General features: G+C 62.5%; 10 protein-coding genes. 6 read left to right on the top strand and 4 right to left on the bottom strand.

The window, feature by feature from the left end; genetic code table 11:
* Window positions 1-45: 45 nt before the first annotated feature.
* Together C4K27_RS25655 and C4K27_RS25650 are read right to left on the bottom strand one after the other, a co-directional pair.
* Window positions 46-1,044, bottom strand: coding sequence for a methyltransferase (locus C4K27_RS25655; RefSeq protein ID WP_053262582.1), 999 nt, complete (start codon window positions 1,042-1,044; stop codon window positions 46-48).
* Between the two features lie 33 nt (window positions 1,045-1,077).
* On the bottom strand, window positions 1,078-2,043 hold the full coding sequence (locus tag C4K27_RS25650) for a 2-hydroxyacid dehydrogenase (protein ID WP_053262581.1): 966 nt from the start codon (window positions 2,041-2,043) through the stop codon (window positions 1,078-1,080).
* 82 nt (window positions 2,044-2,125) lie between these two features.
* On the opposite strand from C4K27_RS25650, the gene C4K27_RS25645 reads away from it, so the two are divergent.
* The 6 genes from C4K27_RS25645 to C4K27_RS25620 all read left to right on the top strand — a co-directional run bounded on the left by C4K27_RS25645 (window position 2,126) and on the right by C4K27_RS25620 (window position 12,611).
* Window positions 2,126-2,755 carry a LysE family translocator gene (locus C4K27_RS25645; RefSeq protein WP_053262580.1) on the top strand — a complete coding sequence of 210 codons (630 nt, stop codon included), beginning with the start codon at window positions 2,126-2,128 and terminating at the stop codon, window positions 2,753-2,755.
* Window positions 2,756-2,891: 136 nt separating this feature from the next.
* Window positions 2,892-3,992 (top strand): hypothetical protein, encoded by a 1,101-nt coding sequence (locus C4K27_RS25640; protein WP_053262579.1) that lies wholly within the window; start codon window positions 2,892-2,894, stop codon window positions 3,990-3,992.
* Between the two features lie 255 nt (window positions 3,993-4,247).
* Entirely contained in the window at window positions 4,248-5,930 is a 1,683-nt protein-coding gene (locus C4K27_RS25635) for a fatty acid--CoA ligase (protein WP_053262578.1), read from the top strand.
* Between the two features lie 337 nt (window positions 5,931-6,267).
* On the top strand, window positions 6,268-8,157 hold the full coding sequence (locus C4K27_RS25630; RefSeq protein ID WP_053262577.1) for a DUF1302 domain-containing protein: 1,890 nt from the start codon (window positions 6,268-6,270) through the stop codon (window positions 8,155-8,157).
* Between the two features lie 28 nt (window positions 8,158-8,185).
* Complete coding sequence (locus tag C4K27_RS25625) at window positions 8,186-9,550, top strand: DUF1329 domain-containing protein (protein WP_007928419.1); 1,365 nt, start codon at window positions 8,186-8,188, stop codon at window positions 9,548-9,550.
* A gap of 325 nt (window positions 9,551-9,875) precedes the next feature.
* Window positions 9,876-12,611: a winged helix-turn-helix domain-containing protein gene (locus C4K27_RS25620; RefSeq protein WP_053262576.1), complete on the top strand. Its 2,736-nt coding sequence runs from the start codon at window positions 9,876-9,878 to the stop codon at window positions 12,609-12,611.
* Window positions 12,612-12,619: 8 nt separating this feature from the next.
* Here the strand turns inward: C4K27_RS25620 and C4K27_RS25615 are convergent, their stop codons facing one another.
* Together C4K27_RS25615 and C4K27_RS25610 are read right to left on the bottom strand one after the other, a co-directional pair.
* Window positions 12,620-13,960 (bottom strand): sensor histidine kinase, encoded by a 1,341-nt coding sequence (locus tag C4K27_RS25615; RefSeq protein WP_053262575.1) that lies wholly within the window; start codon window positions 13,958-13,960, stop codon window positions 12,620-12,622.
* The gene (locus tag C4K27_RS25610; protein WP_053262574.1) at window positions 13,945-14,628 is read right to left on the bottom strand and encodes a response regulator transcription factor; all 684 of its coding nucleotides are present in this window, start codon (window positions 14,626-14,628) and stop codon (window positions 13,945-13,947) included. Before C4K27_RS25610 ends, C4K27_RS25615 begins: the two co-directional genes overlap by 16 nt.
* Window positions 14,629-14,644 lie beyond the last annotated feature (16 nt).

The raw sequence follows: 14,644 nt of genomic DNA, 5'->3' as shown, positions 1-14,644 counted from the left end.
CCTAGGCAAAATCCATTCGGCAAGCGTTCTTTTGCAAAAAGGTTTTCAGCCGCGCTTGGCGCTGTAGATGCGAAAACCCTGGCCTTCGGCCTTGATCGAACAAGGGCCGAGATGCTCTTCGATCAGCGGTTGATAACGCAGGAAGCTGTTGGCCACCAGCCGAAGTTCGCCACCGGTTTTCAGATGTTTGGCTGCTTTTCGCAGCAGGTTCTCCGTTGCCTGGTAGTCCGTGTGGACCCCGACATGGAACGGCGGATTGGTCAGGATGGTGTTCAAACCCATGGGCGCGGCATCGATGCCGTCACCGGTCAGGACCTCGGCTTCCAGGCCATTGGCGGCCAGGGTCAGGCGACTGCTGGCAGCGGCGAAGGCATCGACGTCGAGCAGGGTCACATTGTTATGGGGGTAGCGACGTTTGATCGCCGCGCCCAGAACCCCGGCGCCGCAACCGAAATCCAGCAGGTGGCCGCTGGGCAGTTTGTCCAGGTGTTCCAGCAACAGGGCGCTGCCGCGATCCAGGCGACCATGGCTGAACACCCCCGGCAGGCTGACCACTTTCAGCGGCCCTTCGGCCAACGGCAGTTCATATTCCTGGGCCAGGCTTTCCAGGCTGACGGCTTGTGGCGCGTTATCTACCGTCACTTGCCACAGCTGGCAGTGCCGCGCGCTGTCGAGCTTGCGCGGTTTGCCGAAGGGGTTGAGCTGCTTGGCCGCGCGTTCGATGCCGCTGCGTTTCTCCCCGACCAGATACAGCTCGCGCCCGGCCAGGCGCGAGGCGAGGGCGTTGAGCAGGTAGTCGGTTAATTCCTTGGACTTGGGCAGGAACAGCACGGCGTTGGCAAAGGCTTGCTCGGGGGCCGTCACGCCGAAGTGGCTGCGCCCGGCGAAACGCGCATCCAGGGCGGCCTGATCGCCGGCGTGCCAGCACCAGCCATGGGCGCCCGGCAGGCGGCCGAGCAGGTCATCGGCGGGCAGGCCGGCCAGCAGCAACGAGCCTTGAAACAAGTCAGCCTGACGAAGCAGTACTTCACTGCGCGGATCCATAATCTGCTCCTGGGAAAAAAGTGGCGCAGTTTATCAACTGACGACCCGCAGCGCTGTACCGCTGAAAAACGCCTGGGCGTTTTCCGCCAGCTGGCCGACGATGCGCTGCCGGGCTTCGCGGCTGCCCCAGGCGTTGTGTGGGGTCACGATCAGCCGCGGGATGTCATGGGCCAGCAGCGGGTTGCCAGCGGTCGGTGGCTCGACGCTCAACACGTCGGTGGCCGCGCCGCCCAGGTGACCGCTGCGCAGGGCATCGGCCAGGGCTTGCTCGTCGATCAGGCCGCCACGGGCGGTGTTGACCACAAAGGCCTGGGGCTTGAGCAGGGCCAGCTCCCGGGCGCCGATAAAGTGCCGGGTATGTTCGTTGAGCGGGCAGTGCAAGGTCAGTGCATCGACTTGTGGCAGCAATTCGTCCAGCGGCAGGCGGTCGGCGCGGGCCGGGCGGCCGGGAATCTGCCCCAGCAGCACGCGCATGCCGAAGGCTTCGGCCAGGCGGGCGACGGCGCCACCCAGTTCGCCATGGCCCAGCAGGCCCAGGGTCTTGCCTTGCAGTTCGACGATCGGGAAGTCCAGCAGGCAGAACTGCCGGGCCTGCTGCCAGCGACCGTCGCTGACCGCCTGGCGGTAATCGCCGAGGCGGGTGGCGAGGTTAAGCAGCAGCATGAGGGTGTGCTGGGCCACCGATGGCGTGCCGTAGCCCTGGCAGTTGGCGACGGTGATGCCCTGGGCGCGGGCGGCGGCCAAATCAACATTGTTGGTACCAGTGGCCGCCACCAGGATCAGTTTCAGCCCGGGGCAGGCGGCCAGGGTTTCGGCATTGAGCGGTACTTTGTTGCTGATCGCCACCTGGGCTCCCTGCAGGCGCTCGACCACCTGTTCGGGGCTGGTCCGGTCATGCAGTTGCAGTTCGTCGAAGCTGTGGCGCAGCGCGCTGAGGTCGAGGTCGCCGAGGTCCAGGGAGCTGTGGTCGAGGAAGACGGCGCGGCGATTGTTAGTCATCAACTGTACCTTTTGCACGAGGGTCCGAAGGCGTAATCTGCCGAGCCTAACAGATGAAATAATTAGATACACAGGAGTGTCCATGTACCTCGCCGAGTTCTTGACCGTCGCCCTTATTCACCTGCTTGCAGTGGCCAGCCCGGGCCCGGATTTCGCCGTCGTGGTGCGCGAAAGCGTGACCCACGGTCGCCGCGCCGGCACCTGGACCGCCTTGGGCGTCGGCACCGCGATCTTCCTGCATGTGGGGTATTCGCTGCTGGGTATCGGTCTGATCGTGTCGCAGTCGATCGTGCTGTTCAACGCGCTGAAATGGGCCGCCGCCGCTTACCTGCTGTACATCGGCTACAAGGCCCTGCGGGCGCAGCCGGCCAAGCCAGCTACCGAGAATCTGCACCTGGAAGCTGGCGAGCGCACCGCGCGCGGTGCCTTCACTTCCGGCTTCGTGACCAACGGCCTGAACCCGAAAGCGACGCTGTTTTTCCTGTCACTGTTCACCGTAGTCATCAATCCGCACACGCCCCTGGCCATCCAGGCCGGTTATGGCGTGTACCTGGCGGTGGCGACGGCTACCTGGTTCTGCCTGGTGGCGCTGCTGTTCAGCCAGCAGAAAGTCCGCGCCGGTTTTGCCCGCATGGGCCACTGGTTCGACCGCACCATGGGCGCGGTGCTGATCGCCATCGGGATGAAGCTGGCCTTTACCGAGATGCATTGAGCCGGTCTTTCTCGTTCAGGTTTATCGGATATTTCTGATCCTTAATTGGGATTAATCGTACAATCGTCCGCTTTTATGCCACTCCGGCAGGTCGAGCCCCTTGACCGTCCGGAGAGCGCGCGAGACCGGACGCTTGATGACGATACAAAAAGTACCGCAGCAGTTGCTCTATCTGGTTTATGGCGGCAAAGAGGTTTATCGCCATGAAGCGAAGTTCAGCATTCTGACGGCCCTCGACCAGAGCAAGAGTGCCGAGCCGCTGGTGATTCGGGTCATGACCGACCGTCCCGAGGATTACCGCGGCTGGCCGGTGCAAGTGGTGCCGTTGAGTGAACAAATGCTGGTCGAGTGGCAGGGTGACCAGGGCTACTACCACCGGCGCAAGGCCTGTGCCTTTGCCGCAGGCCTCGTGCTGGCGGACAAGACCCTGTTTGTCGATACCGACACCTTGTTCGAGGCCGACCCGCAGCGGCTGTTCGATCGCATCGCACCCGGCCAGTATCTGATCGATGAAGACGAGTTTCTCTGGTCAGAGGTCCGTACCCGCCCCGAGTTCGTCAAACTCGACCGCTACCTGCAGGCCAGCGGTCAGTCGGTAGCCGACGACCAGCGCCTGTTCAACAGCGGGGTTTGTGGCCTGACGGCCGGCGATGGTCCGCTGATGCAAGCCTCGATTGCCTTGATTGACGAGTGGAGCGCCCACATCAAGGACCTGCACACCCTGGAACAGATCGCCTTGTCATTTGCCTTGCGCGGTCAATCCGTGGGCGAGAGCAAGAGTTGCATCTATCACTACTTCTCCGACAAGGACTTCTTCCACGCCATGCAAGCGCTGTTTTTCCAGCGCCATGGCGAAGCCTTCCGGCCGGAGTTGCTGCGCCTGCAGCGCGAGGTCCCACGGCGTAAACCCTTGCCGTCGCTGTTTCAGCGCTCGCGGATCAAGTTCTACTTGAGGCGGCAGAACAAGGACATGCAAAAAGTCGGACGCGACCTGCTGTATGGCAGCTGCGGCCCGATCTCGCCCTATGTCGAGGCTTGCCGCCATGTCTGGTGGGATCAGGGGCTGCGTCAGATCCAGCGCCGGGGCATGAGCCAGCAGGCGCCGATTCGCGCGCTGGCACGTGGCGAATGGCCGGCCGGGTTGCCCAGGCCGCGTAACCGCGATGTGGAAAAACGTCTGCGCAGCTACCTGCAACAGCATTTGCAACTGCACGGGGCTACACCCGGGGCTAACTGATGGGGCTGTAATGGGTCCTGGCGCCTTGAGCTGATTCGGGGCGCCGAGCTATTCCCGCGCAGGGTGGTCGAGCAAACGGCTTGACACTCACACATGTGCCTTCCCATGGCGAATGTCTGGTCGCGCGAATGCTGGCTTGGAGCTAGCATTCGTACGGCTCTGCAAATCATTCCTTTGGCTGATTTGGCAGAGCCAGCGGCGCTCTAGAGTGAGCGTTCTTCAGCCACGACCGTGCAGTCACGAAAAGGGATGCTTATGTTGCAGACTCGCGTTATTCCGCCAGCCGAAGGCGCCTACCAATACCCGCTATTGATCAAGCGGCTGCTGATGTCCGGCACCCGTTACGAGAAGACCCGTGAAATCGTCTACCGGGACAAGCTGCGTTACAGCTACCCAACCCTGATCGAGCGCGTGGCCAGGCTGGCGAACGTGTTGACGGCTGCCGGGGTCAAGGCCGGGGATACCGTGGCGGTGATGGACTGGGACAGCCATCGCTATCTGGAGTGCATGTTCGCCATCCCGATGATCGGCGCGGTGATCCATACCATCAACGTACGCCTGTCGCCGGAACAGATCCTGTACACCATGAATCACGCCGAGGACCGCTTCGTGCTGGTCAACAGCGAGTTTGTCGGGCTCTACCAGGCGATCGCCGGGCAACTGAGCACGGTGGAGAAAACCCTGCTGCTGACCGACGGCCCGGACAAGAGCGCCGACCTGCCCAACCTGGTGGGCGAATACGAGCAGCTTCTGGCGGCTGCCAGCACCCAGTACGCCTTCGAGGATTTCGACGAAAACTCGGTGGCCACCACCTTCTACACCACAGGCACCACCGGCAATCCGAAGGGCGTGTACTTCACCCACCGCCAGCTGGTGCTGCACACCATGGGCGTGGCGGTGATCATGGGCAGCATCGACAGCGTGCGCCTGCTGGGCACCAGCGATGTGTACATGCCCATTACCCCGATGTTCCATGTGCATGCCTGGGGCCTGCCTTATGTGGCGACCATGCTCGGCCTCAAGCAGGTCTACCCCGGCCGTTACGACCCGGAACTGCTGGTGGAGCTGTGGCGCAAGGAGAAGGTCACCTTCTCCCATTGCGTGCCGACTATCTTGCAGATGCTGCTCAATGCCAAGGCGGCCCAGGGCACGGATTTCGGCGGCTGGAAGATCGTCATTGGCGGCAGCGCGCTCAACCGTGCGCTGTACGAGGCCTCCAAGGCCAAGGGCATTCAGCTGACGGCGGCCTATGGCATGTCGGAAACCGGGCCGCTGGTGTCCTGCGCCCACCTCAACGAAGAACTGCTGGTGGGCACCGAGGATGAGCGCACTACCTACCGGATCAAGGCCGGCGTGCCCGGACCTCTGGTGGAGGCGGCGATTGTCGATGGCGACGGCAACTTCCTGCCGGCCGATGGCGAGACCCAGGGTGAGCTGGTGCTGCGCGCGCCCTGGTTGACCGAAGGCTATTTCAATGAGCCGCAGAAGGGCGCAGAGCTGTGGGAAGGCGGCTGGCTGCACACCGGCGACGTGGCGACTCTCGACGGCATGGGCGTGATCGATATTCGCGACCGGATCAAGGATGTGATCAAGACCGGAGGCGAGTGGGTATCGTCCCTGGCCCTGGAAGACCTGATCAGCCGTCACCCGGCGGTACGCGAAGTAGCAGTGGTGGGGATCCCCGATCCGCAATGGGGCGAGCGCCCGTTCGCCTTGCTGGTGGTCCGTGAAGGGCATGCGATCGAGGCCAAGGAACTCAAGGAGCATCTCAAGCCGTTTGTCGAACAGGGGCACTTGAGCAAGTGGGCGATTCCCAGCCAGATCGCCCTTGTTACTGAAATTCCCAAGACCAGTGTCGGCAAGCTCGACAAGAAGCGCATCCGCCTCGACATCACCGAATGGCAGGCCAACAACAGCACCTTTCTTTCGACGCTATAAACACCTCCTACCGTGCCCGAAAGGGCACGGTAGAGCCCACCAAGCAAGCGCTTGCCTTGTCAAATCCGAATTTTCAGCCATCCTTGCCGTGCCGGCATTTGCCGGACTGGCGAAAGGACCGTTCCAGAGTGGTTGGAGGCTGCAAATCACACTTTAGAGGGATCAAGCCGTACCACCTGCTGGCTATAGTCCGCCCAAGGATTTTTAAGAACGGGGCAACCGCACAACATGGGGCGATGCAACTTTGAACGACTTCGGGGCTGACTGGGTTCCGCCCGTTCAGAGCGTTTTTAAAAGTGCTCACTGCCATAACAATAAAGCACATGGAGTAGCGTCGATGACATCAGTAAACCAGTTCTGGCGCCGGGCGAAACTGCCTCTGGCCGTCAGTCTCGCCTCTACGCTCGCCGGACCTGCCTTCGGCGTCAGTTTCAACATCGGTGAAATCGAAGGTCAGTTCGACTCTTCTCTATCGCTGGGTGCGAGCTGGTCTACCCAGAGCCCCAACAAGAATCTGATTGGTGTCAACAACGGCGGTCATGGCCTGTCCCAGACCTCCGACGATGGCCACGCTAACTTCAAAAGCGGCGAAACCTTTTCCAAGATCTTCAAGGGCATCCACGACCTTGAACTGAAATACGGCGATACCGGCGTCTTCGTCCGTGGCAAATACTGGTATGACTTCGAGCTCAAGGACGAAAGCCGCGAGTTCAAGGACATCAGCGACAGCAACCGCAAGGAAGGCGCCAAGTCCTCCGGCGGGCAGATCCTCGACGCCTTCATCTACCACAACTACTCGATCGCCGAGCAGCCGGGTTCCGTGCGCCTGGGTAAGCAAGTCGTGAGCTGGGGTGAAAGTACCTTCATCGGCGGCGGCATCAACTCGATCAACCCGATCGACGTATCGGCTTTCCGCCGTCCTGGCGCGGAGGTCAAGGAAGGCCTGATCCCGGTCAACATGTTCTACGTTTCCCAGAGCCTGACCGACAACCTCTCGGCCGAAGCCTTCTATCAGCTGGAATGGGACCAGACCGTCGTCGACAACTGCGGCACCTTCTTCTCCCAGCCGGACATCATCGCCGACGGTTGCACCGACAATCTGCGGGTGCTGAACAAGCGCTCGACCATTCCGTCGATTGCCCTGGGGCCACTGGCCGCCGCGGGCGTCGACGTCAATCAGGAAGGCGTGCTGGTGCGTCGTGGCCCGGACCGCGATGCACGGGACAGCGGGCAGTGGGGCGTGTCCTTCAAGTACATGTACGAGCCGCTCGACACCGAGTTCGGCGCGTACTTCATGAACTACCACAGCCGTGCGCCGATCTTCAGCGCCACCGGTGCTCCGCAGTCGGTCTTCGACCGTGTCGCGGCCTTGCCTCCAGCGTTCCGCGCCCTGGGCCCACTGGTGGTGGCGGGCAGCTCCGAGTACTTCGTCGAGTACCCTGAGGACATCCGCCTCTACGGTCTGAGCTTCTCCACCACCTTGCCTACCGGTACCGCATGGAGCGGTGAGATCAGCTATCGCCCGAACGCTCCGGTGCAGTTGAACTCCACCGATATCCTGTTCGCCGGTGTTCGTCCCCTGGGCGGCACCCTGGCCAATGCCTCGTTGCTCGACGGCTCCCCGGGTCAGGACTTGCACGGCTATCGCCGTAAAGAGATCACCCAGCTGCAGACCACCTTCACCCACTTCTTCGATCAGGTCATGGGCGCGAGCCGCCTGACCCTGGTTGGTGAAGTCGGCCTGACCTACGTGGGCGGCCTGGAAAGCACCTCCAAGGTTCGTTACGGCCGCGATCCGGTCTATGGCCCGGGCGAACTGCCTGCCACCGGCAGCCTGGACACCTGCTCGCAGATCCTCAATACCAGCACCATCAACGGCGCGGGTCCAGGCGCGGCGACCAACAATCGCAGCCGCAACTGCAACGACGACGGCTTCACCACCTCGACTTCCTGGGGTTATCGCGGTCGTGCCATCTGGGAATACAACGACGTGTTCGCCGGTGTGAACCTCAAGCCGAACGTGGCCTGGTCCCATGACGTCAGTGGTTACTCGCCTGGCCCTGGCGGCAACTTCGAGGAAGGTCGCAAGGCCATCAGCCTGGGCGTGGATGCCGAGTACCAGAACACCTACACCGCGAGCCTGGCGTACACCAACTTCTTCGACGGCAAGTACACCACCGTGGATGACCGTGACTTCGTGGCCCTTAGTTTCGGCGTGAACTTCTAAGCACTGCATTTTCAGGAAGAACAAGAATATGAAAGTAACCAAGAGTCTGTTGCAGGTCGGTGTCCTCGGGCTGTCGCTGCTGGCGACCGGGGTCATGGCCGCGGTCTCGGCCGATGAAGCGGCCAAGCTGGGTACCTCCCTGACGCCGATGGGCGCGGAAATGGCCGGTAACTCAGCCGGCACCATTCCGGCCTGGAAAGCCTTGCCGACCAACGCCGGCAGTGTGGATGGCAAGGGCTTCCTGTCCAACCCGTACGCCAGCGAGCAGCCGCAGTTCACCATCACCGCGCAGAATGTCGAGCAGTACAAGGACAAGCTGGCGCCAGGGCAGTACGCGATGTTCAAGCGCTACCCGGAAACCTACAAGATGCCGGTCTATCCTTCCCACCGCGGCGCCACGGTGCCAGCCGATGTGTTCGCCGCGATCAAGGAAAACGCCACCAAGACCAACCTGGTCAGCGGCGGCAACGGCCTGGAAAACTTCAAGACCGCCATTCCGTTCCCGATTCCGAAAAGCGGCGTGGAAGTCATTTGGAACCACATCACCCGCTATCGCGGCGGCAGCGTGACCCGCCTGGTGACCCAGGCGACGCCACAGGCCAACGGCTCGTTCAGCCTGGTGTACTTCCAGGACCAGTTCGTGTTCCGCGACAAGATGAAGGACTACGATCCGGCCAACCCGGGCAACATCCTGTTCTACTTCAAGCAGAAAGTGACCGCGCCGGCGCGTCTGGCCGGTGGTGTGCTGCTGGTGCACGAAACCCTCGACCAGGTGAAGGAGCCGCGTTCGGCGTGGGTCTACAACGCTGGCCAGCGTCGTGTGCGTCGCGCCCCGCAAGTGTCGTATGACGGTCCGGGTACCGCCGCCGACGGCCTGCGTACCTCCGACAACCTCGACATGTATAACGGCGCGCCGGACCGCTACGACTGGAAGCTGGAAGGCAAGAAGGAGATGTACATCGCCTCCAACAGCTACAAGCTCGATTCGCCGCAACTGAAGTACGCCGAGATCATCAAGGCCGGCCACATCAACCAGGACCTGGCTCGCTACGAGCTGCGCCGTGTCTGGCACGTGGTCGCGACCCTGAAGGAAGGTCAGCGCCATATCTACGCCAAGCGTGACTTCTACATCGACGAAGACACCTGGCAGGCCGCGGTGATCGACCACTACGACGGTCGTGGCCAGCTGTGGCGCGTGGCCGAGGCGCATGCCGAGAACTATTACGACAAGCAAGTGCCGTGGTACGCCCTGGAAACCCTCTACGACCTGCAGTCCGGCCGTTACCTGGCACTGGGCATGAAGAACGAAGAGAAATCGGCCTACGACTTCGGCTTCACCGCCACCACCAGCGACTTCACTCCGGCGGCCCTGCGCCAGGATGGCGTTCGTTAACCCGCGGTAAATCGAGGCGCATCCTCGATCGACGCCCCGACTGGTTCGGGGCGTTTTTTATTGTCTGCGTTTTTCTACAAGACCCGGGGTGGCCTCTGGAGCGAGCTTGCTCGCGAAAAATACTCCAGACGATGCCACCTCCCGGTAAAACCGCGCTGCCCTTATCGCGAGCAAGCTCGCTCCTACTGGTACGCGGGGAACGTTGAAAAACCCGGTTGTATTCTTTTTCTATCCATCTGTAGCAAAAATCTTCAACAGGGGGCTTTTTACCGCTAGTCTGCCGACATCTGTATTGCCGACAACAGCACTTCAATAAGAGTTGGCCATGACTGATCTGTCCCGTATCCAGGGGCCTGCCGGTGCGGCCATTCCCGCGCCGGAAGGGCGCTTCTACCGACCTCCCTTGCCCGACGGCTACGTACTGCGGCCGCGTCTGTGCGAGCGCTTGAGCGCGGGCCTCAGTGGCCGGCTGCTGTTGGTCAGCGCACCGGCCGGTTTTGGCAAGAGTTCTCTGGCGGTGGAGTTCTGCCAAAGCCTGCCGCCGCACTGGCGCAGCCTGTGGCTGGGGCTCAGTCGCCGGGACAGCGATCCGGGACGTTTTCTTGAACGCCTGCTTGAGGGGCTGCAACAATATTTCGCCCAACTGGGCAACCAATCCCTCGGGCTGCTGAAGATGCGCCAGCGCCACCAGCCCTTCGCCTTCGAAGAGTGGCTGGACGGGCTGCTCGATGAGTTGGCGGCCCATCTTTCCACTGCTTCTCCCTTGTTGCTGGTACTGGACGATTACCACCTGGCCCAGGGGCCGGTGCTCGATCGCTGCCTGCAGTTCTTCCTCAATCATTTGCCCGACGGCTTGCTGGTGCTGGTAACCAGCCGCCAGCGCCCGGACTGGCACCTGGCGCGTCTGCGCCTGTCGCGGCAGTTGCTGGAACTGCACGAACAGGACCTGCGCCTGACTTACGACGAATCCCTGACCCTGCTCGACCGGCACAGCAGTTCGCTGCGCGGCGAGGCGCTGGAAAGCCTGATCCTGCGCAGCGAAGGCTGGGTGGCGGGGCTGCGTTTCTGGCTGTTGGCGGCCTCGGAGGCGGGCAGTGGCGCAACCTTGCCGCAGTCGCTGAATGGCGGTGAAGGCCTGATTCGCGATTATCTGCTGGAAGAGGTCATCGATTGCCTGCCTGCCGAAGTGCAGTCGTTCCTCTACGACACGGCGCCCCAGGAACGTTTCTGCAGCGACCTGTGCGATGCATTGCGCGAGTCCCACGACAGTGCCGAGATCCTGCGTTACCTGTTGGCCCACCAGGTATTCCTGGTGCCGCTGGACGAGCAGGGGCACTGGTACCGTTATCACCACCTGTTCTCCGACCTGCTGCGCACCCGGCCCACCGCCAACGCGATATTGCCGCCGGCCAGCCTGCACCTGCGGGCCTGTCGCTGGTTCAACGCCCAGGGGCTGCTGGACGAAGCGGTGGAGCAGGCGTTGCGCGCCGGGCACCTGGACGTGGCGGCGAACCTGGTACAGAACCTGTCCGAGGAACAACTGCTGGCCGAGCAGAACGTCGGCATGCTGTTGCGCTGGAAAATGGACTTGCCCGACAGCCTGCTGATCAGCACCCCGCGGCTGATCGTGCTGTACAGCTGGGCGCTGGGGCTGGCGTGCCAGTTGGATGCCGCCGAGGAGCTGGCCAGCCATTTGAGCCGCTTCCTGCCGGCCCCCTCGGCCACCGCGCAGAAATCCATGCTGGCGCAATGGCTGGCCTTGAGCGGGATCGTCGCCCGCGGACGGGGGAATCGCGAGCTGACCCTGCTGTACTGCACCGAAGCCCTGGAAACCTTGCCCCAGAAACGTTACGGGCAGCGGCTGGTGTGCCTGTCGACCCTGTCCAACCTGGCGATCGCCGATGGCGACCTGTGGCGCGCCCGGGGGCTCAACCGCGAGTCCCTGGAACTGGCGCAGCGGGTCGGCAACCCCTTGTTCGAGGCCCTGGCCCATTACGACCGGGCCCGGGTGCTGCAAGCCCGCGGCGAGATCCTGCGGGCGCTGGATGAAGTCCGCCAGGGCTTGCAGCGCTTGTATGGCCTGTCGGCGCAACGCCTGTACGCGATACGGGCGCGGCTGACGCTGTACGAAGGTTACCTGCTGGCGTTGCGCTGCCAGCCCGAGACCGGACTGGCGCGCCTGCGGGCGGGGCTGGTCGAGGCACGGGCCTGTCGCGATATCAGCGTGCTGATCGGCCATTGCGTGATCGCCAACCTGGAAGGTCACAACGGTGAATTTGCCAAGGCCTTTGCCGAGCTGGCTGAGGCTGAACGCCTGATGCACATCTGGGACGTACCGCCGATCTACTACCTGGCGATGATCACCCTGGTCAAATGCGAACTCTGGCTGGCCCAGGGCCGCACCGACCTGGCGCAGGCATGGCTGGCTCGCCTGGGGCAGACCTACACCGGCGACCAGGCCGCAGCGGCACCGGAATTTCATCCACAGCTGCCGCTGCATATCGAGTTGCAGCAAGCCTTGCTCGACAGCATCCAGGGCGAGCCGGCCCTGGCCGAGCAGCGCCTGGACAAACTGCTGGAGCATGGCCGGCAGACCGGGCGGCAGATGCTCAATGTGATGGCGCTGAATCAGAAGGTCGCGCTGTTGCTGGCCCAGGGGCGCGACCCCGAGGCCCGACAGGCCTTTGCCCTGGCGCTGGAGGCTGCCGTGGGCGGGGCATTGCAACCCTTCGAATGGGCGGTGCGGGCGCATCCGGCCTGGGTTCGCGAGCAACTTCAGCAGGGGGCGGCGACGCCATTGCGCCAGACCTTGCTCGAACGCCTGCCGGTCGCTGTGGCACGTGATTCCCTGGAGCAGCATCACGGCGAAGCCCTCAGCTCCCGCGAGCTGGCGGTGCTGCAACTGATCGCCCAGGGCTGTTCCAACCAGGAAATCAGCGATCAGTTGTTTATCTCGCTGCACACCGTGAAGACCCACGCCAGCCATATCAACAGCAAGCTGGGGGTGGAGCGTCGCACCCAGGCCGTGGCCCGGGCCCAGGAGTTGGGATTACTGGGCTGATTGAGCGCTCAGCTGATCTTGCGGGTATCGTCCTCGGCTCGCTCCTGGGGCGAAGCAGGTGGTTCTGCGGTGTTGAAGTCCAGGGTCACGGTGAAGCGCTGTTGTTCGGTGAGGACCTGGATGTGCCAGCCCAGCCTGGCGCACAGCTGGCGCATCAGCTCCAGGCCCAGGCCGTAGCCGAAGTCGCTGGATTCTTCCGCCTGGCTGGTATCACGGATACGGTTGACGATGCGCAGTTGCAGCTGTTCGAAGGTGATTTCGATGCTGCCTTCTTCAGCATATTGCAGGGCATTGCGCAGAAAGTTACCAACCACGATTCGGCAGGCGGTCAGGGGCAGGCGACAAGGCTCGTTGCTGATGTCGAGGATCAGTTCGATATCCCGCTTGCCGATCAGGTAGCGATGCTCCTGGATCAATTCGTTGAACAGCTCGGCCATGTCGATGGCTTCTTCCGGCAAGGGTTCAACGCGCTCGCGGCTCATCCACAGTAGCGTCTCGGCAATGCGCTGCATGTTCAGCACCGAGCGTTCGATACGTTGCAGAGGCAGGGGCAGGGAGCCCCCGACCTGCAGGGTCAGCAGTTCCAGGTTGGCCTTGAGCACCGCCAGCGGTGTGCGTAACTCATGGCTGGTGTAGCGCAGCAGGCGCCCTTCGCGCTGGCTGGCGGCCTGCACCTGCTGCACGCTCTGGGCCAGGGAGTCGGCCAGGACATTGAACTCCTTGAAACGGAAATTCGGGCGTTGGCTGGACACCTCCTCCGGATCTTTCAGGGTGGTGGACCACTGGGCCAGCCGGCCGAGAGGACGCACCAGCCACCAGACCAGCAGGGCGATGATGATCAGTGCCGGGATGAATACCGCCAGACTGATGACATTAATGCTGTTCAGTTCGTGATCGAGATAGGCATCCGACAACGGGGTCTCGACCTCGCCACCTTCTTCATGGTCGTGGTCGACATCGAACATGTAGAGGATTTTGCCGTCACCCAGGGGCTGGGCCAGGATCGCCTTGACTTCATCCTGTCCATCGGCGTCCAGTTCACCGAACACCTGCACGGCGCCGAAGGACAGGGTTGGCGGCGTATCCAGTAACTGGCGAATTTTCGGCGGCAGCGCTTCCTTGCCGATAACGCTGCTGAAGAAATAGTTCTGCGGCGGGGCAAGGCTTGGGTCTTTCTTGTAGTGCCTGACGAAATACAGGGCTTCTTCTTCCATCATGGCGCTGGCGGTATAGAGCAGGCCCCGGATGCTATAGCTCGATAGCAGCTGGCTGTAGATCAGCAGCACCACGGCAATCAACAGCAGGAAACTGCCGCTGATCACCCATTTCAGACTCAGCCCTTTACGCATGGAGTCCTCAACTGCACACCGACGCCAGAAATAGTGTGGATCAGCGCTTGGCTGAAATCCTTGTCCACCGCCTTGCGCAAGCGGTGCATGTGCACCTTGAGGGTGTTGCTGTCTGGCGGCTCGTCGCCCCAGACCGTTGCCTCGAGACGTTCGCGCCCCACCGGCTCGGGACTGGCACGCATCAGGCATTCCAGCAGGGTCCAGCAGGTGGGCGACAGGTGCAGTTCCTGTCCGGCGCGGCTGACCTTGCGGGTGGACAGATCCATGGTCAGGTCGGCCACTTGCAGGCGGCTGGCCTGGCCGCTGCGCCGCAGGCTCAGGGCGCGGATCCTGGCCACCAGTTCGGCCAGTTCGAAGGGCTTGACCAGGTAATCGTCGGCGCCCATGGCAAAGCTGGCGAGCTTGTCCGGCAGGGCATCCAGCGAGGTAAGCATCAGGATCGGTGTCTGTTTGCCCTGTTCGCGCAGCTGTTTGCACAGCTGTTGGCCGTCCAGGCGCGGCAGCATGATGTCCAGCAGGATCACATCATAGTGTTGTCTCAGCGCCAGGTTCAGGCCGGTCTGGCCATTACTGGCGTGATCGCAGACGATCCCGGTGATCTCCAGGTATTCGATGACGGTGTTGGCCAGGTCGAGGTTGTCCTCGACCAGCAGCAGGTGGATATGCACGGGAACGTCCCCTTGG

The sequence above is a fragment of the Pseudomonas chlororaphis subsp. chlororaphis genome, from assembly GCF_003945765.1.
In the GTDB taxonomy this organism is placed as follows: domain Bacteria; phylum Pseudomonadota; class Gammaproteobacteria; order Pseudomonadales; family Pseudomonadaceae; genus Aquipseudomonas; species Aquipseudomonas chlororaphis.
Note: the sequence above shows the minus strand (reverse complement) of the source record. Positions and strands in the feature narration are given on the sequence as shown.